General features: G+C 67.3%; 21 protein-coding genes. 10 read left to right on the forward strand and 11 right to left on the reverse strand.

Annotated elements, in window-relative coordinates; translation table 11 throughout:
- Positions 1-14: 14 nt before the first annotated feature.
- From ACX12D_RS28955 to ACX12D_RS28990, 8 genes are all read left to right on the forward strand, one after another.
- A complete protein-coding gene (locus ACX12D_RS28955; RefSeq protein WP_459374499.1) occupies positions 15-2,204 on the forward strand; it encodes an alpha-ketoacid dehydrogenase subunit alpha/beta in 2,190 nt (729 codons plus the stop codon).
- Between the two features lie 45 nt (positions 2,205-2,249).
- Positions 2,250-2,735, forward strand: coding sequence for a VOC family protein (locus ACX12D_RS28960; protein ID WP_459374500.1), 486 nt, complete (start codon positions 2,250-2,252; stop codon positions 2,733-2,735).
- Between the two features lies 1 nt (position 2,736).
- Positions 2,737-3,981, forward strand: a complete 1,245-nt coding sequence (locus tag ACX12D_RS28965; protein ID WP_459374502.1) for a pyruvate dehydrogenase complex dihydrolipoamide acetyltransferase — start codon at positions 2,737-2,739, stop codon at positions 3,979-3,981.
- A gap of 10 nt (positions 3,982-3,991) precedes the next feature.
- The gene (gene lpdA / locus ACX12D_RS28970) at positions 3,992-5,392 is read left to right on the forward strand and encodes a dihydrolipoyl dehydrogenase (RefSeq protein ID WP_459374503.1); all 1,401 of its coding nucleotides are present in this window, start codon (positions 3,992-3,994) and stop codon (positions 5,390-5,392) included.
- 14 nt (positions 5,393-5,406) lie between these two features.
- Positions 5,407-6,147, forward strand: a complete 741-nt coding sequence (locus ACX12D_RS28975; RefSeq protein WP_459374504.1) for an SDR family NAD(P)-dependent oxidoreductase — start codon at positions 5,407-5,409, stop codon at positions 6,145-6,147.
- 138 nt (positions 6,148-6,285) lie between these two features.
- Positions 6,286-7,734 carry an NADP-dependent succinate-semialdehyde dehydrogenase gene (gene gabD / locus ACX12D_RS28980; RefSeq protein WP_441636183.1) on the forward strand — a complete coding sequence of 483 codons (1,449 nt, stop codon included), beginning with the start codon at positions 6,286-6,288 and terminating at the stop codon, positions 7,732-7,734.
- Between the two features lie 112 nt (positions 7,735-7,846).
- Positions 7,847-8,683: a shikimate dehydrogenase family protein gene (locus ACX12D_RS28985; protein WP_459374505.1), complete on the forward strand. Its 837-nt coding sequence runs from the start codon at positions 7,847-7,849 to the stop codon at positions 8,681-8,683.
- Positions 8,684-8,854: 171 nt separating this feature from the next.
- Complete coding sequence (locus ACX12D_RS28990; RefSeq protein WP_150992298.1) at positions 8,855-9,157, forward strand: HigA family addiction module antitoxin; 303 nt, start codon at positions 8,855-8,857, stop codon at positions 9,155-9,157.
- 287 nt (positions 9,158-9,444) lie between these two features.
- Here ACX12D_RS28990 and ACX12D_RS28995 read toward each other — a convergent pair whose 3' ends face one another.
- The 10 genes from ACX12D_RS28995 to ACX12D_RS29040 all read right to left on the reverse strand — a co-directional run bounded on the left by ACX12D_RS28995 (position 9,445) and on the right by ACX12D_RS29040 (position 21,146).
- Complete coding sequence (locus tag ACX12D_RS28995) at positions 9,445-10,602, reverse strand: CaiB/BaiF CoA transferase family protein (RefSeq protein ID WP_459374506.1); 1,158 nt, start codon at positions 10,600-10,602, stop codon at positions 9,445-9,447.
- 108 nt (positions 10,603-10,710) lie between these two features.
- A complete protein-coding gene (locus ACX12D_RS29000; protein ID WP_459374507.1) occupies positions 10,711-11,466 on the reverse strand; it encodes a lipoyl protein ligase domain-containing protein in 756 nt (251 codons plus the stop codon).
- Positions 11,467-11,531: 65 nt separating this feature from the next.
- Positions 11,532-12,308 (reverse strand): SDR family NAD(P)-dependent oxidoreductase, encoded by a 777-nt coding sequence (locus tag ACX12D_RS29005; protein WP_459374508.1) that lies wholly within the window; start codon positions 12,306-12,308, stop codon positions 11,532-11,534.
- A gap of 188 nt (positions 12,309-12,496) precedes the next feature.
- Complete coding sequence (locus tag ACX12D_RS29010) at positions 12,497-13,609, reverse strand: acetoin dehydrogenase dihydrolipoyllysine-residue acetyltransferase subunit (RefSeq protein WP_459374509.1); 1,113 nt, start codon at positions 13,607-13,609, stop codon at positions 12,497-12,499.
- On the reverse strand, positions 13,609-14,625 hold the full coding sequence (locus tag ACX12D_RS29015) for an alpha-ketoacid dehydrogenase subunit beta (protein WP_174423453.1): 1,017 nt from the start codon (positions 14,623-14,625) through the stop codon (positions 13,609-13,611). Before ACX12D_RS29015 ends, ACX12D_RS29010 begins: the two co-directional genes overlap by 1 nt.
- A gap of 60 nt (positions 14,626-14,685) precedes the next feature.
- A complete protein-coding gene (locus tag ACX12D_RS29020; RefSeq protein ID WP_150992308.1) occupies positions 14,686-15,690 on the reverse strand; it encodes a thiamine pyrophosphate-dependent dehydrogenase E1 component subunit alpha in 1,005 nt (334 codons plus the stop codon).
- 11 nt (positions 15,691-15,701) lie between these two features.
- On the reverse strand, positions 15,702-16,826 hold the full coding sequence (locus ACX12D_RS29025; RefSeq protein WP_459374510.1) for an ATP-NAD kinase family protein: 1,125 nt from the start codon (positions 16,824-16,826) through the stop codon (positions 15,702-15,704).
- A 253-nt stretch (positions 16,827-17,079) separates the two neighbouring features.
- Complete coding sequence (locus ACX12D_RS29030) at positions 17,080-19,104, reverse strand: sigma-54-dependent Fis family transcriptional regulator (protein WP_459374511.1); 2,025 nt, start codon at positions 19,102-19,104, stop codon at positions 17,080-17,082.
- 263 nt (positions 19,105-19,367) lie between these two features.
- Positions 19,368-20,153: a haloacid dehalogenase type II gene (locus ACX12D_RS29035; RefSeq protein WP_459374512.1), complete on the reverse strand. Its 786-nt coding sequence runs from the start codon at positions 20,151-20,153 to the stop codon at positions 19,368-19,370.
- Between the two features lie 27 nt (positions 20,154-20,180).
- Positions 20,181-21,146 carry an aldo/keto reductase gene (locus ACX12D_RS29040; RefSeq protein ID WP_459374513.1) on the reverse strand — a complete coding sequence of 322 codons (966 nt, stop codon included), beginning with the start codon at positions 21,144-21,146 and terminating at the stop codon, positions 20,181-20,183.
- Positions 21,147-21,456: 310 nt separating this feature from the next.
- Between ACX12D_RS29040 and ACX12D_RS29045 the strand changes: the two genes are divergently transcribed.
- Entirely contained in the window at positions 21,457-23,028 is a 1,572-nt protein-coding gene (locus ACX12D_RS29045; RefSeq protein WP_459374514.1) for a methyl-accepting chemotaxis protein, read from the forward strand.
- A 120-nt stretch (positions 23,029-23,148) separates the two neighbouring features.
- Here the strand turns inward: ACX12D_RS29045 and ACX12D_RS29050 are convergent, their stop codons facing one another.
- Positions 23,149-23,931 carry an AraC family transcriptional regulator gene (locus ACX12D_RS29050; protein ID WP_459374515.1) on the reverse strand — a complete coding sequence of 261 codons (783 nt, stop codon included), beginning with the start codon at positions 23,929-23,931 and terminating at the stop codon, positions 23,149-23,151.
- A 130-nt stretch (positions 23,932-24,061) separates the two neighbouring features.
- Here ACX12D_RS29050 and ACX12D_RS29055 point away from each other — a divergent pair, with 130 nt between their 5' ends.
- Positions 24,062-24,967: an EamA family transporter gene (locus ACX12D_RS29055; protein WP_459374516.1), complete on the forward strand. Its 906-nt coding sequence runs from the start codon at positions 24,062-24,064 to the stop codon at positions 24,965-24,967.
- Positions 24,968-25,039: the final 72 nt, after the last annotated feature.

The following is a 25,039-nucleotide window of genomic DNA, read 5'->3' on the forward strand; positions in this document are numbered from 1 at the left end:
TCAAGGATTCTCAAATGTCTGAACGTAGCGCCCTGCGCCCCGCCGCCGAATGGGTGGAACTGCGCACCACCGAGGAAGACTGGGCCAAGGCAGACCCGGCCCTGCTCGGCACCCTGCTGAGCCACCTGCACCTGATCCGCGGCTTCGAGGAGGCTGTGCTCGAACTCGCCGCCGAAGGCCTGGTCCACGGCCCGGCGCATTCCAGCATCGGGCAGGAAGGCGGCGCTGCCGGCTCCATCGTGCCGCTGACCGGCGCGGACCAGATCAACGGCTCGCATCGCGGGCATCACCAGTTTGTCTCCAAGGCGCTGGGCTACCTCGCGCCCAACGGCATCGATCCGCGCGCGCCGCTGCCGGCGGACGTGCAAACACTGCTGCAACGCACGCTGGCGGAAATCCTGGGCTTGGCGCAGGGCTATTGCAAAGGCCGTGGCGGCTCCATGCACTTGCAGTGGGCCGAGGCCGGCGCGCTGGGCACCAATGCCATCGTGGGCGGCGGCGTGCCCATGGCCGCGGGCGCGGCGTGGTCGCACCGGCATGCCGGCACGGACGCGGTCGCCATCACCTACTTTGGCGACGGCGCGGTCAATATCGGCTCGGTGCTGGAAACCATGAACCTGGCCGCCGCGTGGAAGCTGCCGCTGTGCTTCTTTATCGAGAACAACCGCTACGCCGTCTCCACCACGGTGGAAGAGTCCACCGCCGAGCCGCGCCTGTCCGCGCGCGGCATGGGCTTCAACATCCCGAGCTGGAAGGTCGATGGCATGGACCCGCTGGCGGTGTACCTGGCCACGCAGGAAGCGCTGGCGCATATGCGTGCCGGCAAGGGCCCGACGATCATCGAAGCCGATCTGTACCGATTCTTCCACCAGAACGGCCCCTTCCCGGGGAGCGCCTTCGGCTACCGCACCAAGGAAGAAGAGCAGCAATGGCGTGCGCGCGATCCGCTCGAGCTGATGGCGCGCCGCATGCAGGCGCGCGGCCTGATCAGCGCCGACGAGATCGCCGCGCTGCGTGAGCGCATCAAGCAAGCCATGCGCGACGCCATGGCCGCACTGACCGAAGCCGATCCTTCCGGCAAGCCGGGCAAGCGCCGCATCCGGCCTGAGCTGTGGCCGAGCCCGGACTTCCGCGATGTGGGCATCCGCGGCGACCTGAGCGAGCTGGCAGGCCTGCGCTGCGAGGACGAGGCCGGCTTCTCCGGCAAGCTGGACAAGCGCAAGTTCATCGACGTGGTGGCGGACGTCATGCAACGCCGCATGGAGACCGATCCGTCGGTGGTGGTGATGGGCGAGGACGTGCACCGCCTCAAGGGCGGCACCAACGGCGCCACCCGCGGCCTGCGCGACAACTTCCCGGACCGCGTGCTGGGCACGCCGATCAGCGAGAACGCGTTCGTGGGCCTGGGCGGCGGGCTGGCGCTGGACGGACGCTACAAGCCCGTGGTGGAGTTCATGTACCCGGACTTCATGTGGGTGGCGGCCGACCAGATCTTCAACCAGATCGGCAAGGCGCGCCACATGTTCGGCGGCGAGAGCGACGTGCCGCTGGTGCTGCGCACCAAGGTGGCGATGGGCACGGGCTATGGTTCGCAGCACTCGATGGACCCGGCCGGCATCTTCGCCACCAGCCCGGGCTGGCGCATCGTGGCGCCGTCCACGCCGTTCGACTACGTTGGCCTGATGAACACCGCGCTGGCGTGCAAGGACCCGGTGCTGGTGATCGAGCACGTGGACCTGTACAACGCCTCGGGCGTGGGCCCCGTGGATGACTTCGACTATCACCTGCCGGTGGGCAAGGCGGCGGTACGCCGCAGCGGTGGCGACGTCACTGTCATCACGTACCTGTCGATGGTCGGCCACTCGCTCGAAGCGGTGGCGCAGACCGGCATCGACGCCGAGGTGATCGACCTGCGCTGGCTGGACCGCGCCAGCATTGACTGGGACACCATCGAGCAGAGCGTGAAGAAGACCAACAACGTACTGATCGCCGAACAAGGCGCGCGCGGTACCTCCTATGGCGGATGGCTGGCCGACGAGATCCAGCGCCGCTACTTCGACTGGCTGGACCAGCCCGTGCAGCGCGTGACCGGCGCCGAGGCCGCGCCGAGCATCTCCAAGGTGCTGGAGCGCGCCGCCGCAGCCCGCACCGAGGAAGTGGCCGAGGGCCTGCGCCAGGTAATGCGCGACAAGGGCGCGGCGTGAGTCCGGATACCCGCCTGGCCAACTGAACGAACCCAAGGAATACCAATGACCCTGAACATGATTGTTCCCCTGGAGGTCGGCATCGCCGTGCGCGACCTGCCGCGCATGCGCCGCTTCTACGAGCAGGTGCTGGGCTTCGCCTTTGTCAGCGAAGTGGCCGTGCCAGCGGCAAATGCCGTGCAGGCGGCCATGCACGCCGGCGGCTATACCGCGGTGCGCCTGCAGACCAACCATGGCGAGCGCATCAAGTTGCTGGCCCCCGTACAGCCGCCCGCACCCGCGCCCGCTCCCGAGTACATCCTGGACAAGGCCAACGCCACCTACCTGACCTTTATCGTGGACGATATCCAGAGCGTGGTCGACAAGCTGCTCGCCGCCGATGTGGAATTCCTCACCGGCCCGCAGCGCATCGAAGTGCGCCCCGGTACCTACCTGGCGTTCTGCCGCGATCCCGAAGGCAATGTGCTGGAGATCGTGCAATACGCGGATATCGCCGCCTACCGCCCCGACCTGCAACCAAGGACTGCCTGACATGGCCACCCTGCTACGCATGCCCGAGGTGGCGGCCAATGCCACCCAGGCCACGCTGCAAGCGTGGACCAAGAACGAAGGCGATACGATCGCCATGGGCGACTGCATCGCCGAGATCGAAACCGACAAGGCCGTGGTCGAACTCAATGCCGATTCGGCCGGCGTGCTCGGCCGCCGCCTGGTGGCGGCGGGCCAGGACGTGGAGGTGGGCGCGCCCATCGGCGTGCTGCTGGTCAATGGCGAAACCAGCGTGGATATCGATGCGCTGATCGCGGCGGCGGGTGGCGGCGCGCAAGCGCCTGAAGCCGTGGCGGCATCCGCTGGCGAGGCGGTTGCTGCTGCCACGACTTCTGCCATGACTGCTGCACCGCATGCCGCGCGCATCTTCGCCAGCCCGCTGGCGCGCCGCCTGGCGGCGCAGCGCGGGCTGGACCTCGCGGCATTGCGCGGCAGCGGCCCCAATGGCCGCATCGTCAAGCGCGATATCGAGCAGGCCGCCGCGGCTCCAGCCGTTGCCAGCGCACCTGCCGTTGCGCGCCCCGCCGCACCGCAAGCCCGGGCCAGCGAAGCGTTCACCGAAATCCCGCACAGCAATATGCGCCGCACCATCGCGCGCCGGCTGAGCGAGAGCAAGGCCACCATCCCGCATTTCTACCTCACGGCGGATTGCCGCATGGAGCCGTTGCTGGCGCTGCGCGCGCAGATCAATGCCGGTGCGCCGCGCAAGATCTCGGTCAACGACTTCATCGTGCGCGCCGTGGCGGTCGCCTTGCGCGAGGTGCCGGCGGCCAACGTGGGCTGGACCGATACGGCGATGCGCCAGTACCAGCAGGCCGATATCGCGGTGGCGGTATCCACGGACGCTGGCCTGATCACCCCCATCGTGCGCGCTGCCGATACCAAGCCGCTGTCCGTCATCAGCGCCGAAATCGCCGACCTGGCCGCGCGTGCGCGCGCTTCGCAACTGCGCCCCGAGGAGTACCAGGGGGGCAGCTTCAGCGTGAGCAACCTGGGCATGTTCGGCGTGTCCGAGTTCTCCGCCATCATCAATCCGCCGCAGGCCGCCATCCTTGCCGTGGGCGCCACGCAAGCGGTGCCGGTGGTGGAAGACGGCGCGCTGAAGGCCGGGCAGGTCATGCGCTGCACGCTCTCGGTGGACCACCGCGCCATCGACGGCGCACTGGCCGCGCAATGGCTGGCCGCGTTCAAGCGCCTGCTTGAACACCCCTTGTCGATGCTGATCTAAGGACCATGACGTGGCGAACTCCTCATTTGACCTGATCGTCGTAGGCGGTGGCCCGGGCGGCTACGTGGCCGCCATCCGCGCCACACAGCTAGGCATGAAGACCGCGCTGGTCGAGAAAGAGCACCTGGGCGGCATCTGCCTGAACTGGGGCTGCATTCCCACCAAGGCGCTGTTGCGCTCCGCCGATGTGCTGCGGCTGGTCAAGGACGCGGCGGCCTACGGTGTGCATGCCGCATCGCCTGGCGCCGACCTCCCGGCCATGGTGGCCCGCTCCCGCGCGGTGGCCGCGCAGCTCAACAAGGGCGTGGCCCACCTGATGAAGAAGAACGGCGTGACCGTGCTCAACGGCCACGGGCGGCTGGCGGGCAAGGGAAAGCTGGAAGTCACCGCGCCGGATGGCACGACAAGACGCGTTGCATCCGCCCACATCCTGCTTGCCACCGGCGCGCGCGCCCGCCAGTTGCCCGCGCTGCCGGCGGACGGCAAGACGGTCTGGACCTATCGCGAGGCGCTGGCGCCGCCCGTGGTGCCAAAGCGCATGCTGATCGTCGGCGCCGGCGCCATCGGCATCGAGTTCGCGAGCTTCTATCGCGCGGTGGGTGCCGAGGTGACAGTGGTGGAGATGGCGGAGCGCATCCTGCCGGTGGAAGATGCCGACATCTGTGCACAGGTGGCGAGCAGCCTGAGCCGGGAAGGCATCGTGCTGCATACCGGCACCAGCATCCAGAGCGCCGAGCGCAATGGGCAGGGCTGGTCCGTCGCGCTGCAAGGCGGCAAGTCCGGTGGCGCGAGCGTCGACGTCGACGTCGTGCTGGTGGCGGCGGGCATTGTCGGCAACGTGGAAGGCCTGGGCCTGGAGCAAACCGCCGTCAAGGTCGAGAAGACGCATATCGTGACCGACGGCTTCGGCCGCACCGATGAGCCCGGCGTGTATGCCATCGGCGACGTGGCGGGCCCGCCGTGGCTGGCGCACAAGGCCAGCCACGAAGGTGTGATCTGCGTGGAGCGGATTGCCGGGCTGCATCCGCATGCGCTCGATGCCACACGTATTCCGGCCTGCACCTACAGCCATCCGCAAGTGGCGAGCGTGGGGCTCACCGAGGCACAGGCCAGGGAGCGCGGCCATCCGATCAAGGTCGGCAAGTTTCCTTTCGTCGGCAACGGCAAGGCCATTGCCATGGGCAGCACCGCGGGCCTGGTGAAAGTGGTGTTCGACGCAGGCAGCGGCGAACTGCTCGGCGCCCATATGGTGGGCGACGAGGTCACCGAGATGATCCAGGGCTACGCCATCGCGCAGACGCTGGAGACCACCGAGGCCGACCTGATGGCCGCCGTCCTGCCGCACCCGACCATGTCCGAGGCCATGCACGAAGCCGTGCTCGCGGCCTACGGGCGCGCACTGCATATCTGAACACGGGAGACAACATGTACAACTTCGATCAACGCACGCTGCTGCTGACCGGCGCCAACGGCGGCATCGGCCGTGAGACGGCCAAGCTGTTCCTGGCGCACGGCGCCAACCTGGTACTGACGGATCTGGACGAAGCCGGCGTCGCCGGATTTGCCAGCGAACTGGACCCGAGCGGCGAGCGCATCGCCACGCTGCGCATGGACGCCGCCAGCCCCGACGATTGCGAGCGCGCCGTGGCGCTCGCGCAGGCGCGCTTCGGCGGCATCGATTTCCTGGTACCGTCGGCAGGCTTGTACCAGGCCCAGCCAGTGGCCGAGATGAGCGACGCGCAATGGCGGCAGACGCTGTCGATCAACCTCGATGGCGTGTTCTATCTTGTGCGCCGCGCCATTCCCGCGCTGCGCGAGAACAGCGCCATCGTCAACCTGACGTCGGTGGCGGCGCACCGGGGCGCTTACTACAATGCGCACTATTCGGCCTCCAAGGGTGGCCTGCTCAGCCTCACCCGCAGCCTTGCGCGGGAACTCGGGCCGCGCACCCGCGTCAATGCTGTATCGCCGGGCGTGATCGAAACCCCCATGACCGCCGAGCTGATCCAGAAACGCGGCGCCGATTCGGTCGAGCAGACACCGCTCAAGCGCCTCGGCCACCCGCGCGAGATCGCCACCGCCATCGGCTTCCTGTGCAGCGACGCGGCCAGCTTTGTCACCGGCGAGGTGCTGCACGTCAATGGCGGGCTGTATATCGCGGGTTGAATCGCGGCTTGAGTCGCGGCTTGAGTCGCGGCTTGATCATCCGTCCGGCGGCCAAACGAGATCGCCGGATCCTGCTAACCTGCCGTCAGCGGCGCTGCGCCGAATCCCCCAACATCGCTACGGAACCGGAACCAGACCATGTTGCAACTCCAAGACCCCTCCTTGCTGCGCCAGCAGTGCTATATCGATGGCCGCTGGACCGATGCGCAGCGTCATATCGACGTGACCAATCCCGCCACGGGTGAGCGCGTCGGCCAGGTGCCGCTGCTGGGCGCCGACGAAACGCGCCAGGCCATCGAGGCCGCCAACCGCGCCCTGCCGGCCTGGCGCGCGCGTACCGCCAAGGAACGCTCCGCGCTGCTGCGCAAGTGGTTCGAACTGCTGCTGGCGAACCAGGACGACCTGGCCCGCATCATGACCGCCGAGCAAGGCAAGCCCTTTGCCGAAGCACGCGGCGAGATCGGCTACGCGGCCTCGTTCATCGAGTGGTTCGCCGAGGAAGGCAAACGCGTCTACGGCGAGACCATTCCCGCACCGGTCAGCAACCAGCGCATCGTCGTCACCAAGGAACCGGTGGGCGTGTGCGCGGCCATCACGCCGTGGAATTTCCCCGCGGCCATGATCACGCGCAAGGCCGGCCCGGCGCTGGCGGCAGGTTGCACGATGGTGGTCAAGCCCGCCTCGCAAACCCCGCTGACCGCGCTGGCCATGGTGGCGCTGGCGGAACGCGCCGGCATTCCCGCAGGCGTGCTGTCGGTCGTCACCGGCTCGGCTTCCGCCATCGGCGGCGAACTCAGCAGCAACCCGCTGGTGCGCAAGCTCACCTTTACCGGCTCGACGGAAGTCGGCCGTACGCTGATGGCGCAGACGGCGTCCACCATCAAGAAGGTCTCGATGGAACTCGGCGGCAACGCGCCCTTCATCGTGTTCGAGGATGCCGACCTGGATGCCGCCGTGGAAGGCGCCATCGTGTCCAAGTACCGCAACGCGGGACAGACCTGCGTCTGCGCCAACCGCCTCTATGTGCACAGCAAGGTCTATGACGCCTTCGCCGAAAAGCTGGTCGCGGCGGTACGCGCACTGAAGGTGGGCAACGGCATGGAAGACGGCGTGCGCATCGGGCCGCTGATCGACGGCAAGGCCGTGACCAAGGTCGAGGAACATATCACCGACGCGATCTCCAAGGGCGCGCGCGTGCTGCAAGGCGGCAAGCGCCACGCGCTCGGGCAATCGTTCTTCGAGCCTACCGTGCTGGCCGATGTGAAGCCCGGCATGCTGGTAGCGCGTGAAGAAACCTTCGGCCCGCTCGCGCCGCTGTTCCGCTTCGAGACCGAGGACGAAGTCGTCGCCATGGCCAACGACACGGAATTCGGCCTGGCGAGCTATTTCTACGCACGCGATCTCGGCCGCGTGTGGCGCGTTTCCGAGCGGTTGGAGTACGGCATGGTCGGCGTCAACACCGGCCTGATCTCGAACGAGGTGGCGCCCTTCGGCGGCGTCAAGCAATCGGGCGTGGGCCGCGAAGGCTCGCACTACGGCATCGAGGACTACCTGGTCATCAAGTACACCTGCATGGCCGGCATCTGAGCCATCGCCATGCCCGCGGGACGGCGCGGCCGTCCCGCCTCCCGCGCCCGTCTTCTCTCCCTTCTTGCTCGCCCTTCTTCCCTCCCCCTTCCACGTTACCCGGAATCCCGCAATGCAGATCGATGGCAATACCCAGCTTGTCGGCATCATCGCCGCCCCCATCGCGCACGTGCGCACGCCGCAACTCTTCAATGCCTCGGTCGCCCGCCAGGGCCTGAATGCCGTCTGCGTGCCCTTCCATGTGGACGCGGCGCAATTGCAGGCATTCCTCGCCGGCGCGCCGGCTGCGCAAAACCTGCAAGGCCTGGTCGTCACCATGCCGCACAAGGAGGCGGTGGTGGCCATCTGTGGCGAACTGACCGATGCCGCGCGCCTGCTCGGCTCCGTCAACGCGATGCGCTTCGACCGCCAGAAGGGCTTTTGGGTCGGTGGCAACTTTGATGGCGACGGCTTCGTCGCCGGCCTGCGCGAACGCGGCCACAGCCTGTCTGGCAAGCGCGTGCTGCAGCTTGGCGCCGGAGGCGCCGGCAAGTCGATGGCCTACGCCATGGCCCGCGAGCAGCCGGCCGAACTGGTCATCTACAACCGCTCCGCCGACAAGGCGCAAGAGCTGGCGGCAAGCCTGAAAGCGGTGCTGCCGACCGTCTCGATTCGAGCCGGCGATAACAACCCCGCCGGCTTTGATGTCGTTGTCAACGCCACCGCGCTCGGCTTGCGCGATACCGACGCCACGCCGCTCCCCGCTGCGCAACTGGACGCAGGCACGCTGGTCTGCGAGGCGGTGATCCGCGATGGCGATACTCCGCTGCTGAAGGCCGCGCGCGAACGCGGCTGCGCGGTGCATCACGGGCAATGGATGCTGTATGGACAGATCGTGGAGATCTCGCGCTTCCTGGGCGTTGCGCTGGCGCCGGAGTTTGTCGAGCGGATTTTGGGGCCGGTGGACTGAGCGCGAGCAACCTTCGAAATGCCCAGAAAGAGCACGAGCACGGCGGCGTAACGAACACCCGCCCTCTCCCCCGCCCCTCTCCCGCAGGCGGGAGAGGGGAGCAAACCGGTGGATGGCAAACGGTAGCGCGACCGACGTCGAGATCGTCGACTACCACTAAAGGAGCAAACCATGGCACGAGAAATTCCGCTGGCCACGCCAGGCGAAATCCTGCAGTTGGACTGGCTTGAGCCGCTTGGGATCAGCCAATACGCGCTCGCCAAGGCAATCGATGTCCCGCCTCGGCGCATCAACGAGATCGTCAAGGGCGAGCGCGCCATCACCGCCGATACGGCCGTCCGGCTCGGCGTGTTCTTCGGCACCGATGCCCAAAGCTGGATGAACCTCCAAACCCACTACGACACCGAAAGGGCAAAGGAAAAGATCGGCGCGGAGAAACTGGCAGCGATCAAGGAGCATGCCGTCGCCGCTTAGCAAACCAGCGCGAAAAAAAAGCGATATCGCGCGATCAAAATTCGGTGTAGCCGTGTGGAGCGCCCCCAAGGGCGGTCCACACCAACCCGCGATGCGAAGCGAGCCGTCAAGGTGTACCAGGCCGTATGGGGCGTCGCCCCATCCGGCGCGCCTTCTTTGCCTACTTTCTTGGCAAGACAAGAAAGTAGGTCGCCGCCCCGCAGGGGTGGTGAAACTGCCTTTGACTTTAAGCCTTTGAAGTTGACGTTGACGTTGAACGGCAAGCAGTTACATCAGCAATATCAAACTCAAATCACCCCATCCCGCAGCAACCCACCAATCACCTCCCCCGCCACCCCCCAATCCCGCAACACCGCCTCACTATCCGCGCCAGGCTCCGCAGGCGCCTGCGGCACCCCCGCCGGCGTGCGGCTGAAACGCGGCGCCGGCGCCGGCTGCATCACCCCGTCGATCTCAAGAAACGTCTCGCGGGCCCGGTTATGCGGATGTTGCGGCGCCTCGTCCCAGTCCAGGACCGGGGCAAAGCAGGCATCGCTGCCTTCCAGCAGCTCGCACCACTGCGCGCGCGTGCGGGTGAGGAACAGCGTGGTCATGCGGGCCTTGAGCTCGGGCCAGTGGCGTTTGTCGAGCTGCTTGTCAAAGAGCGGATCGTCCAGGCCGCAGCGCTCGCGCAGCAGCGCGTAGAACTGCGGCTCGATGGCGCCCACCGCGACGTACTTGCCATCCGCGCAGGCATAGGTGTCGTAGAAATGCGCCGCGCCATCCAGCAAATTATCGCCGCGCTGGTTGGTCCAGCGCCCGGCGGCCTTGAAGCCGTACATCATGGCGGACAGCAATGCGGTGCCATCGGTCATGGCCGCATCCACCACCTGCCCCTTGCCGGAGTTGCGGGCTTCGTTGATGGCGCACATCACGCCAAATGCCAGCAGCATGCCGCCGCCGCCAAAGTCGCCGACGTAGTTGAGCGGCACCACGGGCGGCTCCCCCGCCCGTCCGATGGCATGCAGGGCGCCGCCGATGGCAATGTAGTTGATATCGTGGCCGGCGGCCTGGGCTAGCGGCCCGTGCTGGCCCCAGCCAGTCATACGGCCGTACACCAGCGCCGGATTGCGCGCCAGGCAAGGCGCCGGCCCCAGGCCAAGGCGTTCCATCACGCCGGGGCGAAAGCCTTCGATCAGCACATCGGCCTTGGCGATCAGGTCCAGCACGACCTCGGCCGCGCCGGGCTTGCGCAGGTCGATGGCCAGGGAGCGCCTGCCGCGCGCGGTCACGTCGCAGCGCGCCTTGCCCGCGCCGGTGGCCGGCGCCTCGCCCGGCTTGGCCGGGCGGGGGCGGTCGATGCGAATCACCTCGGCGCCCTGGTCGGCCAGCATCATCGCGCAGAACGGCGCCGGGCCGATCCCAACCATTTCCACCACTTTCAGTCCAGCCAACGGTCCCGCCATGTCCTGTCTCCGGTTGTCTGCTCCCGCGAGGGAAGCGTCTTGCCGGTCAGTTTGCCACGGACAACAGGGCGCGGAATCGTCAATACCGACGAATCCGCGCGGTGCCGCTTAAGCCAGCGCCGTCGCGGCGAACGCCGGCGGCGTCGCGGCAAGCGCCTCGCGCAGCGCTTGGGACGTGCGCTCGGCAAGGTCGCCGGGTACCGGCCGGCCGCTGTCGGCCAGTGCCTGGGCCACGCTGACCACCTTGTCGGCACGGTAGTGGCGCCCGCTGCCGATGGCGGCCTCGAAATCGTTGGCGCGGCCATTGATCTCCTGAGGATCGGCGCTGACCAGCAGCACGGCGTGCGCCAGCACCACGTGCAGGCTGGCGTCGCCCGCGCCCGCCACGCGGCGCCAGTATTGCGCCGTGCCGGCAATCTTGCGGGCCTGCTCCGGCGGGCCCCAGGCCAGGTTGAAGCGGCCATCGCAAAACGACCCATCCACCGCTTGCCAGTGCGTCTGCAACCCAAGGCGGCCCAATGCGGCGGCCAGCACCTCGCACAGATGCAGATAGGCCGGCTCGGCATGCGTCCCGGCGCCGCCGCGCACCGGATAGGCCAGGCTCAGGTTGACGATGCCCGGGCCCTGCGGCACCAGCCCGCCGCCTGACAGGCGCAGCCAGACCGGGCAGCCACGCGCGGCAAAATCGGCGCGCGCGGCCTCCAGTTGCGCATGCCGCAGGTAGCTGCGCGGCACCACCAGCGAAACCGGCGCCTGCCACAGGTGCGCCAGCCAGCGGCCGGCGGATGCCTGCTCCAGCAGCGCCTGCTCGGCGTGCAAGGGATCGGGGTCGGTTGGATCGGGATCGAGAAATTCAAATCGCATGGCATGACCGGTAAGCGCCGGGACGGAACGCGCACATGCCGGGCCGCACCGCGGCCCGGTGCCGGTCAATGGAAGGTGAAGCCACCGTCGACGTTGACCGACTGCCCGGTCACATTGTCCATGGTCGCGAAGAACAGCGCCATCCGGCCCATGTCTTCGGGCGTCTGCGCCCGTCCCTGCGGGATCAGCGTGAGCTGATGACGCGCCCAGGAATCCTCCACCGATTCGCCGTCGGCCTTCCATTCGTCGGAGAGGCGATCCCACATATAGGTGCGCACGATGCCGGGGCAGATCGCGTTGACGGTGATGCCGTCGCGCGCCACTTCCTTGGCCAGGGCATTGGTGAAGCCAACCACCGCGAACTTGGAGGCGCTGTAGTGGGCAAGGTTGGGGAAGCCTTCCTTGCCGGCAATCGAGGCAACGTTGATGATGCGGCCCTTGTGCTGGGCTTTCATGTGTTCCAGCGCGGCCTGGCAGCCGAGGAAGGTGCCTTTGGCGTTGACGTCCATGACGAAATCCCAGTCGCGCTCGCTGAGTGCATCGACAGGGTGGATGCTGATGACGCCTGCGCAGTTGACCAGGATATCCAGGCCGCCGAGCTGGTCGAGTGCTTGCTTGACCATGGCGCGGTGCATCTCGGGCTTTGTCACGTCGACCTTCAGGGTGCTCACCCGGCGGCCGAGCGCGCGCACATCTTCCGCGGTTTCGCGCATGGCGTCTTCGAGAAGGTCGGCGATCAGGATGTCAGCGCCGGCCTTGGCGAGTGTCAGGGCGATGCCGCGGCCGATGCCGCGGGCACCGCCGGTGATGACGGCGACTTGTCCCGTCAGGGGTTGGTTCATGGGTGGTCTCCTTTGCGTGTTTTGTTCATTGTCTTCAGTGCATACAGCCACGAAATACGCCGCGCGACGCGCTGGCTTTCTCCCCGCTCCCGCTTGCGGGAGCGGGGAGCGGGGAGCGGGGAGCGGGGAGCGGGGAGCGGGGAGCGGGGAGCGGGGAGCGGGGAGCAAACCAGCGGGACTCCGCTTCGTCAGCCGCCGATATGCCGCTTGAGCAGCGCGTTGACCTCGTTGGCTTTCTCCATCTGGCTCATATGGCCCGCATCGTCGAACACCTTCACCGTCGCACCGGCTGGCGCGTTGGCCGCATGCGATGCGGGGATGATCTGATCCTGCGCGCCCCAGATCACCAGCACAGGCTTGCCGGTATCGCCCAGCCTGTGACCGGGCAGTTCGGTTTGCCGGCCGCCACCGAACAGGCTGGCGCCTAGTGTGCCGAGCGCTTCTGTAATGCCGTCCAGCCGCTTGTACTTGAGCAGGTCGTCCAGCATCTGGCGGCTGACCAGCCCGGCATCGGCGAACAGCAGCTCCACCACCGGCTTGAGGTCGCGGCGGGATTGCGCGTTGACGAAGCCTTCGGTGTACTGGCTGTTGACCTCCTCGCCAAGGCCGGCCGGCGATACGAGCGCGACCGAGCGCACGCGTTGCGGCGCATCCACCGCTAGCTGCGCGGCTACGCCGCCGCCCATCGAGTGGCCCACCAGGTGGGCCTGGCCGATGTCGAGTGCATCCATGAAATGCGCGACGAACCCTGCCAGCGATGCGAGCGTGGTGCCGGGCAGCCTGGGCGTGGCGTGTCCGTGCGCCGGCAGGTCCAGCGCGATGACGGTGTGCGCGTCGGCCAGTGCGTCGAGGTTGAACAGCCAGTTGTCCAGGTCTCCGCCGAAGCCATGGATGAACAACACGGTGTCGGCACCCTCGCCGCGCTTTGCGTAGCGCGTGCGGATGCCGTCGACTTCGATGAACTGATAGGCCGAGGCGGCGGCGCCCTCGTCTTCCTCATCGGCGGCGGGTGTCTCATAGGCGGCGACAAAGGCGTCGATGTCCGCGTCGCTGACCTCGGGCGGCGCCAGCACGCCCAGCAGCGCCTTGACCGGCAGGATGTCGCCCACGGCTGCTACCTTGCGGCGCAGGGTGCCAGCGTCCGGCGCTTCCACCGCGTTGGCGATCTTGTCGGTCTCCACGTCGAGGATCGGCATGCCGACCGTGATCTGCGCGCCTTCCTCGACCAGCCAGTCGTTGATCGTGCCTTCTTTCATCGACAAGCCCCATTTGGGCATGACGATCGGAGTGATCTCGGCCATCAGTGTTTCCCTCCCTTCACGGTCTTGCGCGCGGCATCGGCGATGTGCGCCGCGCTGGGGATGTACAGGTCTTCCAGCGCGGGCGAGAACGGCACCGGCGTATGCGGCGGGCAGACCATCTCGATGCCGGCCTTGAGCGCGCCGAAGGCGCGCTGCGCCACCTGTGCCGAGATGTCGGTGGCGATGTTGCAGCGCGGGCTGGCTTCATCCACCACCACCAGGCGGCCGGTGTTTTCCACCGACTCCAGCACGGTGTCGATATCCAGCGGCGAGAGCGTGCGCAGGTCCACGATCTCCGCTTCGATGCCTTCCTTGGCCAGCGTGGCCGCCGCCTCCAGCGCGCGGTGCACCATCAGGCCATAGGTGACGATGGAAACGTCCTTGCCGTCGCGCACGATGTTGGCCTCGCCGAAGGGAATCGCGTACGAGTTCTCCGGCACTTCGCCTTCGAAACCATAAAGGTTCTTGTGCTCGCAGAAGATCACGGGGTCGTTGTCGCGGATCGCCTGGATCAGCAGGCCTTTGGTGTCATATGGCGTGCTGGGGCACACCACCTTGAGGCCGGGGATATGCGTGAACAGCGGCGTCAGCATCTGGCTGTGCTGGGCGGCCGCGCGGAAACCCGCGCCCACCATGGCGCGGATCACCACCGGTGTCTCGGCCTTGCCGCCAAACATGTAGCGGAACTTGGCCGCCTGGTTGAAGATCTGGTCGAAGCACACGCCCATGAAGTCGATGAACATCAGCTCGGCAATCGGGCGCATGCCGCAAGCCGCGGCGCCGATGGCCGCGCCCACATAGGCGGATTCGGACAGCGGGGTGTCCAGCAGGCGGTCGCCGTGCTTGGCGTACAGGCCCTTGGTCACGCCGAGCACGCCGCCCCAGGCGTCTTTCTCGCCGTCCGCGCCGGCGCCGCCGACGATGTCTTCGCCGAGCATGATCACGCTCGGGTCACGGGTCATTTCCTGGTCGATCGCTTCGTTGATCGCCAGCTTCATGCTTAATTTGCGGGACATGGTGTGGTCTCCTGATCGTGCTTTCTGTCGTTAGGTCTCGGAATGGCTGCGGTCGCGCGCTCAGTAGCTGACGTACACATCGGTCAGCAGGTCGGCGGGCGTGGGGAACGGCGCGGCCTTGGCCTGCTGCACGGCGTCCTCGATCAGTGCGGCAACCTGCTCGTCGATGGCCTTGAGTTCGTCCAGCGCGATCACGCCGGCCTGGGTCACGGTGGCGGTGAACTTCTTCAGGCAGTCCTTGTTGGCGCGGATGTCGTCAAGCTCGCCGGAGGCGCGATAGGTTTGCGCGTCGCCTTCGAAGTGGCCGTAGAAGCGGACCATCTTGCATTCCAGCAGGGCCGGGCCACCGCCTTCGCGGGCCCGCTTGATGACCTCGCCCGCCGCCTCATGCACCGCGAAGAAATCCGTGCCATCCACCGTCACGCCGGGAATGCCGAAGCCGGCGGCGCGGTCCACGTAGCTGTCCACTGCCGTGCCGTAGTCGCGTGCGGTGGATTCGGCATAACCGTTGTTCTCGATCACGAAAATCACCGGCAGGTTCCACACCGCGGCCAGGTTCAGGCTCTCCAGGAACGTGCCCTGGTTGGACGCGCCGTCACCGGCAAAGGTGATGCCGATCTCGCCCTTGCCGCGAAACTTGGCGGCCAGCGCGGCGCCGCAGACCAGCGGCGCGCCCGCGCCCAGGATGCCGTTGGCGCCCATCATGCCCTTGGACAGATCGGCGATATGCATGGAGCCGCCCTTGCCGTTGCAGGAGCCACCCTTGCGCCCGTAGATCTCCTTCATCATCGCCACCGGGTCGACGCCCTTGGCAATGCAGTGGCCGTGGCCGCGGTGGGTGCTGGCGATGCGGTCGCCGTCGCCCAGGTGGTGCAGGATGCCGACCCCGGCGGCTTCCTCGCCGGCGTAGAGGTGGACGAAGCCCGGGATGTCGCCGCGCCCGAAGTCCACGTGCAGGCGCTCTTCGAAATCGCGGATGGTGCGCATCCTGCGATAAACGGCGAGCAGTTCCTGCTTGTCGAGGGGCAGCGTGTTCCCGGTGGTACCGGATGCGTTGGCTGTCATGTCTGTCTCCTTCATGGTTTTGTGGTGGCGGTAGAAAGCTCGGTGAGTGGCTGGGGTGGGGAATGCTGCTGTTGCCGAGGTGGCGGCGCGCGCCCGCTGCGCATCAATCCGGCGGCGGCGGCGTAGCGCATGCAGGCCGCCACGTCGATGCTCAGGAAGGCGCGCTCGCGCAGCGTCACGGTGACCTCGTCCTGCGGGCCGAACACCAGCTCGCGCTCGCCGTCCAGCGCGACGATGCCAGCGCGCTGGCGCACACGGTGCGCTACACCGTCGGTCAGGCGCTCCCAGCCCGCGATGGGCACGGCGCGCAGCAGGCCGGGCGCAATCGGCGCGCGCAGCGCGAAGCGGCCCTCGCCGGGCGCTGCCAGCTCGATCGCCAGGCCCCCGGGCTCATGCCTGCCCACGGGTTCCAGCAAGCCGCCGATGGCGGACAGGCCAATCGCCTGCGGATCGGCGAAGGACACGTAGACCGCGCCCAGTGTCTCGGTCTTCCACAAGGCGCGCGCGCCGATGAAATGCTCGTGGGCGATCACCGCGTCGACCAGCGCGATGTCGTGGCGCACCTCGCCTTCGCCGGCAATCGTGATGTCCAGCCGCTTGTTGGCGGCCAGCGCATGCGCGGCGGGAATGCGGCCGCTGGCAAACAGCCCCGTGGCCAGCCCGGTGATGGTGGGCTCGCGCATTTCGGGGTAGGCGTTGTTGGTGCCGGTGGAGATGCCGGCAATCGGCACGTTGCCGCATTCGCGCACCACCGCGCGGTGGGTGCCATCGCCACCGAGCACGATGATGGCGGCAACGCCCGCCTCGCGCAGCATGCGTGCGGCCAGGAAGGTGTCGTCGACGCGCGCGGTGACCGGCATGTCAAGGTATTCCACGTCCGGCAGCGCGGCGTCCGGCCCCTGGCGGCGCGACAGGTGGCGCGCCAGCAGCACGCGCATGCCTTCGCGGTCCGGCATCATCAGTACGCGGCCGACCCCGCAGGCAGCCAGCGCGGCCAGCAGGCGCAGCACGATATTGACGCGGTCGGCCAGTTGCAGCGTGTTGGCGTTGGCGATCACGCGGCGGATATCGCGCGCGGAAATCGGGTTGGCGATGATGCCGACCAGTGGCCGGTCGGCCAGCGCTTGCTCACCCATGCCTGTCTCCTGTCTTTCTGGTTATGACAGGCATATCGCAATGGCCGTGCCACCCCGCATCGGCACGCCGGAGACGGCAAAAACTCGGGATTACCCCAGGAAAACACGGGGCGCGCAGTGACACTGCGGGCCGTGCGCACGCCGCAGCGTGACAGGTGTCACAGCATCACGTGTACAGGGGGGGGAACAGGTGTAGCGGGGATCTTGCGCCGGGCAGGGAAGGCGGCGCGGGCGAGCCGCGCCGCCATGCTCACTAATGCGTCGCGTCGCGCTGGTTGGGCGACGCGATGCCGTAGCGCGCCATGCGGCGGTACAGCGTCATCCTGCTCACGCCGATCTGGCGCGCCACCGCGCTCAGGTTCCAGCCAGCCGCGCGCAGGTATTGCATCAGCAGCATGCCTTCCGGCGGCAGCTGGTGCGGGTCGAAGCCGGGGGCCGGCAAGGCCGGCGCGCTGGCGGCCTCAGTGGCCGCGCTGCCCGGCGGGACGCTGGCGGAAACCGGAAGCAAGCCCTGCTGCGGCATCCCCTCGCCAATCCCCTCCGGGAGATCCTCCACCTCGATGTGGCCGTCGTCACAGACCGCCCGCGCGTACTCCAGCGCATTGCGCAGCTCCCGCAGGTTGCCGGGCCAGCGGTGCGCGTGCAGCCGCGCGCGCGCCGCGGGCGACAGGCTCACGGTAGCTGGCTTGCCGCCCGCGTCCAGCATCTTGCCGATCAGCCAGTCCAGGTCCGTGCGCTCACGCAGCGGCGGCAGCATCAGCCGCGCGCCGTTGAGCCGGTAGTACAAGTCCTCGCGAAAGCGCCCGCTGCTCACCAGCTGGTCCAGCGGATGGTGCGTGGCGGAAATCACGCGCAGGTTGACCGGCACCGGGCGCGCCGCACCGATGGCAAGCACCTCGCCCTCGGCCAGCACACGCAGCAGGCGCGATTGCAGCTCGCGCGGCATGTCGCCAATCTCGTCGAGAAACAGCGTGCCGCCGTCAGCCTCCTGGATCAGCCCGCGCTTGGGCCGCGAACCCGCGCCCGAAAAGCTGTTGGGCAGGTGGCCAAACAGTTCGCTCTCGATCAGGGATTCGGGAATCGCCGCGCAGTTCACCGCCACGAAAGGGCCGTCGCGGCGCGCGCTGGCCTGGTGCAGGGCCTTGGCCAGGTACTCCTTGCCGCTGCCGGTCTCGCCATTGATCAGCAGGTTGATGGGCGAATCCACCAGCTTTGCGGCCCGCAGCAATTGCTGCTGCAATGCGGCATCGCCACCGCACAGTGCGGCCAGCGGCGCCTGCAGCGGCGTGGCCCGCTCGGCGGTATCGCGCGCGCGCTGCCAGCGCAGCGCCGGCGGCATCACGCTCAGGTAAAGCTGCGCGCCGGTGCGGGCCAGCGCCAGCGCGCGCTGCTCGCTGGGGCGCGAATGCATGAAGCGGCCCAGCTCATCAAGCCGCGCCTCGAACAGCGACTCGAACGGCATGCCAAGCAGCGGCGCGCCACCCGGGGCCACGCCCAGCTCGGCCTCCAGCATCTGCTGCGCGCGGCGGTTATGGCCAACGATGCGGCCTGACGCATCGAGCGCGAGCAGGTATTCCGGGTTGACGTCGACAAATTCCGGCGCGGCGTTGAGCTTGAGGATCCAGTCTTCGCGGTGGCTGCGCACGAAGCTGGCGTTCTCGATCCGGCTGGCGTAGATGCGCACCATCTGCAGCGCCAGGCCCTGGCTGTCCTTGGCCTGCGGCGAGGTCAGCGCGGAAATGTCGAGGATGGCGCAGAGGCTGCCGTGCGAATCGAACAGCGGCGCGGCGGTGCAGGTCAGCGGAATATGGGTAGCGTCGAAATGATCCGCCTGGTGCACGGTCAGCGCCTGGCCGGTGGCCAGCGCGGTACCCACCGCGCAGGTGCCGGCGCCGGATTCGCTCCATTGCGCGCCCAGGTACAGGCCTGCGTGGCGCAGGCGGGCATCGGCGTTGGCGTCGCCCAGGTAATCCACCGTCACGCCCTGCGCGTCGGTCAGCAGCACGACGTAGCCCATGCCGGCAACCTGGCTATAGAGCGTCTGCAGCCCGTGGCGGGCAATCCGCGCAAAATCGTCGATGCGCTGCTGGTGCTCGCGCAGCCGGGTCTGCGGCAGGATGCGCGCCTCTTGCATGCGCGCCGGATCCAGCCCGTACTGATGCACGCAGCGCCGCCACGAATTCTGGATGATGGTTTCCGGCGCACGCACCATCGGCGCGCCGGCGCGGGTGGTGAGCTGGACTACCGTGTCGATGTGCTCGCGTTGCCGCAGGTCCATCGTGGTCTCCTTGTCGTCTCCTGGCGCGCTGCCGTGCCGGCGCGCACCAACTCCCGGCTCTGGCATGGCCTCTGTGGCGCCGCAGGGTTGCAGCGTGGGCGGCCGGGAGTCCTAATGTATCCGACAGGCAGCGGCTTGGGCAAACCCGATCGCACTGGCCGGGCGCGCGAGGCGCGCGCCAAGTGCAGCCAGCGCTCCACGGCGGGAGGCCGCAAAGGCAGGCTTTCCCGAGCCGATGTGCGCTGATTGGCGCGCGCGGGCGCTCAAACGCCCAGCCGCTCCGCCAGCGCCGTCAAGCTATCCACCACCACATCCCAGTCCGACTCGGCCGCCAGATCCTTCGCCTGGTTCGGCCCGTACTCCGTGGGCCGGTTGACATAGGCCGTCCGCATGCCATGCGAGCGGCCATGCCGCAGGTCATTGTTGTGCGCCGCAACCAGCATGACCTCCTGCGGCTGCAGGTCGAGGAAAGCCATCACGCCTTGATAGATCTCCGCCTCCGGCTTGAAGTGGCGCACGATGTCCGCGCTGAACACCGCGTCCCACGGCAGGCCGGCATGCTTGGCCGTGTCGACCAGGCACTGCACGCTGCCGTTGGAAAAGGTGGAGATGATGTAGCGCTGCTTTAGCCGGGTGAGGCCGGGCACGGTATCCGGCCAGCCGCAGAGGCGGTGCCAGGCGCGGTTGAGGTAGTCCTTCTCCGCTTCGCTGAGGTCCTCGATGCCGAACTGGTCAAGTAGCGCGTCGAGCCGTTCTCGGTGCAGCACGTCGATATTGGCCCACGGCCGCTCGCCCTTGCGCACGCGCTCCATGCCGGGCACGTAGCCGGCGCGCCAGGCGTCGGCAAAGGCGGTCCAGTCGGCCTCGATGCCTTTCTTCCGCCCGAACGCGGACAGGTCCGCAATCACGCTGGTACGCCAGTCCACCACGGTGCCGAATACGTCGAACACCAGCGCCTTGACCGCGCTCAGGTCCGCCGCGTTGTTGCCGGAGTTGCTGCCGGAGTTGCTGCCGGCGCTGTTGCCGTGGCGCATTCTGTTCTCATGCATCCCTTATCTCCTCCGGGGTAGGCCGGCTCAGGCGCTGGCTTGGTCCAGCAGTGCGATATCGCCGGCGCTCAGTGGCAAGCGCGTGGCGGCAATCAGGTCGCCCAGCTGCGCCAGCGAGGTGGCGCTGGCAATCGGCGCGGTAATGCTGGGGCGCGCCATCTGCCAGGCCAGCGCTACCTGCGTCGGGTTGGTGGCGGTGCGTGCCGCGACGTCGTCCAGCGCCGCCAGAATACGCAGGCCGCGCGCGTCGAGGTAGGCCTTGACGCGCTGGCCGCGCGCGCCGCTCTTGTCAAGGTCGGCCTCGGAGCGGTACTTGCCGCTGAGAAAGCCGCTGGCCAACGCATAGTAGTTGAACACGCCCAGGCCTTCGCGCAGCACCAGCGGCTCAAGCTCGGCCTCATACTCGCTGCGGGTATAGAGGTTGTAGTGCGGCTGCAGGCTCTCGTAGCGCGGCAGGTTGTGGCGGCGGCTGGTTTCCAGCGCCTCGGCCAGGCGCGCGGCGCCGTAGTTGGAGGCGCCGATGGCGCGCACCTTGCCGGCCTTGATCAGGCGGGCGTAGGCGTCCAGGGTTTCCTCGAGCGGCGTGTCCCGGTCTTCGTCGTCATGCGACTGGTAGAGATCGATGTAGTCAGTCTGCAGGCGCTGCAGCGACGCGTCGACGGCGCGTTCGATATAAGCGCGCGACAAACCCTTGCGGCCCTCGCCCATGTCCTTGCCCACCTTGGTGGCCAGCACCACCTCGGCGCGCTTGCCGCTGCGCTTGAACCACTTGCCGATGATCGCCTCGGACTCGCCGCCCTGGTTGCCCGGCACCCAGCGCGAGTACACGTCGGCGGTATCGATGAAGTTGAGCCCGGCGCCGACAAAGGCATCGAGCAGCTTGAAGGAGGTGGCCTCGTCGGCGCTCCAGCCGAACACGTTGCCACCAAATGCCAGGGGCGAGACTTCCAGCCCGGACCTGCCCAGTTTGCGTGTGGTGATGCTTGAGGTCATGCGTTTTGCTCCGCGGGTTGCATCGAGCCGCCCGTGATCCAGGCGCGGCGAAAGGCACATTGTAGGCAGGGATCGGAAAGCTTGCCGGGCGATAAAAAGCATCCCTTAAAGCACTTACCCTTCCAACGTATCTCTCCAACTTATCTCTCCACCCATTCAAGTCCCAACGGTGATGGGTCGTTAACCGGCTGTGGCCAGGCTATGCGCAGCGAGCGGATTCGTCTCGCCTGTGGCTCTCTGTCAACATCAAGGTCAGGCCGATGCCGCGCCGCCGGCGCAAACCGGCCGCCCATATCCGGTAAGCATGATCATGAATCGAATTTCCTTGAACGCCAAACTCTGGGCTGCGCTGGTGGCGATGTGGCTGGCCCTGCTCGCGCTGGGCACCTGGAGCGCCGTGCACACCCGCGCCACCATGATGGCCGAGCGCCGCGAGAGCCTGCAGTCGCTGGTGGCGACCGCCGAAGGCATCATCAAGCTCTACGTGGACCGTGCCGCCAAGGGCACCATGAGCCTTGAGGCCGCCCAGACCGCGGCCAAGGACGCGCTGCGCGTGATGCGCTTCGGCGACAAGGGCTACCTGTTCCTGCTCAACTCCAAGCCGCAGGTGGTGCTCAACCCCGGCCTGCCGGATACGGAAGGCAAGATCGTGGGCGACTTCAAGGATCCCGACGGCAAGCTGGTCTACCAGAGCATCGTCGATGCGGGCAAGGCGAGCGCGCGCGCCGGCGCCAGCCCCGATGACAGCTTCGTCACCTACCGCGGCCGCCTCCCGGGCACCGAAACGCCCGCGCGCAAGCTGACCTATGTGCGCTATGTGCCGGCCTGGGACTGGCACGTGGCCACCGGCGTGTTCCTCAAGGACATCGAAAGCAGCTTCCGCGACAACCTGATCTCCGCCGCGATCAGCACCTTGCTGATCGGCGCGCTGGTGTCGGCGTTCATGCTGGCCATCATGCGCACCGTGCGCAAGAGCCTGGGCGGCGAGCCGGCCTACGCCACCGAAGTGGTCACGCGCATTGCCGACGGCGACTTCACGGTGCCGGTGCGCATTCGCGCGGGCGACGAGCACAGCCTGCTGGCCGCCATGCAGCGCATGCAGCAGCGGCTGTCCGGCACGCTCGGCGAGATCCGCGGCGCGGCGGATTCGATCGCCTCGGCCACGCAGCAGATTTCCGCGGGCAATACCGACCTGTCGCAACGCACCGAGGAACAGGCCTCGGCGCTGGAGCAAACCGCATCGAGCATGGAAGAGCTGACGGGCATCGTGCGCCAGAACGCGGACAATGCGCGCCAGGCCAGCTCGCTGGCGGTCAACGCTTCCGATATCGCGCAACGCGGCGGGCAGGTGGTCAGCCAGGTGGTGACCACCATGGGCGAGATCAACGGCGCCTCGCGCCAGATCGTCGACATCATCGGCGTGATCGAGGGCATCGCCTTCCAGACCAATATCCTGGCGCTGAACGCCGCCGTGGAAGCGGCGCGCGCCGGCGAACAAGGCCGCGGCTTTGCCGTGGTGGCGGGCGAGGTGCGCAGCCTGGCGCAGCGCTCCGCCACCGCCGCCAAGGAGATCAAGGGCCTGATCGACAACTCGGTGGCCCAGGTGGACAACGGCTCGGCGCTGGTCGCCAAGGCCGGCCAGACCATGGAGGACATCGTTGGCGCGGTCAAGCGCGTGACCGACATCATGGGCGAGATCAGCGCGGCATCGAACGAGCAGAGCGCCGGTATCGAGCAGGTCGGCCAGGCGGTCAACCAGATGGACACCGTGACGCAGCAGAACGCGGCGCTGGTGGAACAGGCCGCCGCCGCGGCCGAAGCGCTGGCTGAACAGGCGCAATCGATGATGCGCTCGGTGGCCTCGTTCCGGCTGGCGGCTTAGGGGCGGGACTGGGAAAAGGGAGCCGGGAGCCGGAAGCAAGCCAGACAGCAAGAATGAGCCGCGCCACACCGGCGGCGGGCTCTTTTCATCAACGACGCCAGCATCTTTTGGAAACGGCCTCTAAGCCCTATGCGTGGCGAAGTATCGGCTGGGCACCTCACCCAGGACATGCTTGAAGACGGTCGCGAATGCACTTGCGCTGCTGTAACCCAGCTCCATGGCAACGCGCGTGACAGGTTCGCCTTTACCGAGCCGAACCACGGCCGCGAGCAGGCAGGCTTGCTGCCTCCATTCGATATAGCTGACGCCGGTGTGCAGCCGAAACTGACGGGTAAAGGTGCGGCGGCTCATGCCGGTGCGCTGCGCCATGTCGTCGATGCCGATTTCCAGCGAGGGGAATGCCAGGAACTCACGGCAAGCCCGATCAAGACGCGGCTCCGCGGGCAATGGCGCATTGAGTGATAGCGCGGGCATGGCCGCGATCTCGTGCAACAACAAACCCATCAGGTAGCCGTCGCGCCCGCTGGCTGCATAGCGCGTGGGCACCTCCAGCGCCTGCTCCAGCAATTGCCTCAACAGCGGCGACACGTCGCAGACCTGGCAATGCGCAGGCAGGCCAAGGCGCTGCACGGCCGGCGCGCGGATGTAGGTGTTGAGCATGGTGACCGGGCCGCGCATCTGCATGGCGTGAGGCAGCCGGGACGGCACCCAGACGGCGCGCTGGGGCGGCACCACCCAGTTGCCCTCATCGGTGAGTACCGTGATGACACCACGCGCGGCATAGGCGAATTGCCCGCGCTGATGGCGGTGCGATGGGAAAAGCTCGCCGTCCGCGTAGTCTCGTGCCGTCACGACAGCATCGCGCGGCGTGTTCTCGTAGGGATCGATGGTGGATTTCCGCATGGCCTGATTTTATGGCTTTTTGACCTGCAATCGAAAGCAGGCCATACGGATTTGCGGCAAATTTCCGCCGATGCCGGCGCTTTACGCTTGCAGCCCGGGAAGAGACACACCGACCATGCTGAGAAAACACTTGTTGCTGGCCGTCGTCGTGACGGCCGTCTGGGGATTCAACTTCCCCATCACCAAACTTGGGCTTGCCGGGATCGATCCACTGCTGTTGACGGCCATCCGTTTTACGCTGGCCGCTTTGCCGTGGGTGTTCTTCGTGAAACGACCGCAAGTGGCCTTCCATTGGCTAGCGGTCTATGGATTGATCTTCGGCGTGGCGATGTGGGCGTTGATCAATCTGGGGATCGCGATGGGCGTACCGCCCGGCAGCGCCTCGTTGTTGATCCAGTTCAGCGCGTTCTTCACGTTGGGCTGGGGCGTGCTGTTGTTCCGCGAGCGCCTGGCATTGCCCCAGTTGATCGGCATGGTGCTGGCTGCCATCGGGCTGGTGGGCATCCTGCTGGGCAGTCCCGGCAAGGCCACCACAATCGGTTTTGCATTGGTGATGGTCAGCGCCGTGGCCTGGAGCATCGGCAACATCGTCATCAAGGTGTCCAAGGTGCGCGAGATCTTCGCCTTCGTGGTGTGGGCCAGCCTGTTCCCGCCGATTCCGCTGTTTCTGTTGACCTGGCTGCTGCATGGGCCGGAGCCATTTGCCGCGTTGCCCTCGCATTTGACGGGAGCCGCCATGTTTTCACTGGCGTTCCAGGCCTACGGCGCGACGCACTTCTGCTACTGGGGATGGAACCTGCTTTTGCGCGAATACCCGGTATCGCGGGTTGCGCCCCTGTCACTGCTGATTCCGGTGTTCGGCATCGTCAGTTCCCTGTTCATCATCGGCCAACGTCCGAGCGCGTCGGATGGCGTCTCGATCGCGCTGATCCTGCTGGCCCTCGCCGTCGGCATGAAGAAGGGCCGCATCCCGCGGGCAAGGCAGCCTGTAGAGCACCGGCCCCTTGAAGGCCGAGTCGCCATGAGGGAGCCGTGAGGGAGCCTTGAGCGGCACCAGCCCGGCCCGGAGCGCGCTCCGATCTTTTGACTTTGGACTTTTGACGCCTGA

The sequence above is a fragment of the Cupriavidus sp. PET2-C1 genome (genome assembly GCF_054515855.1).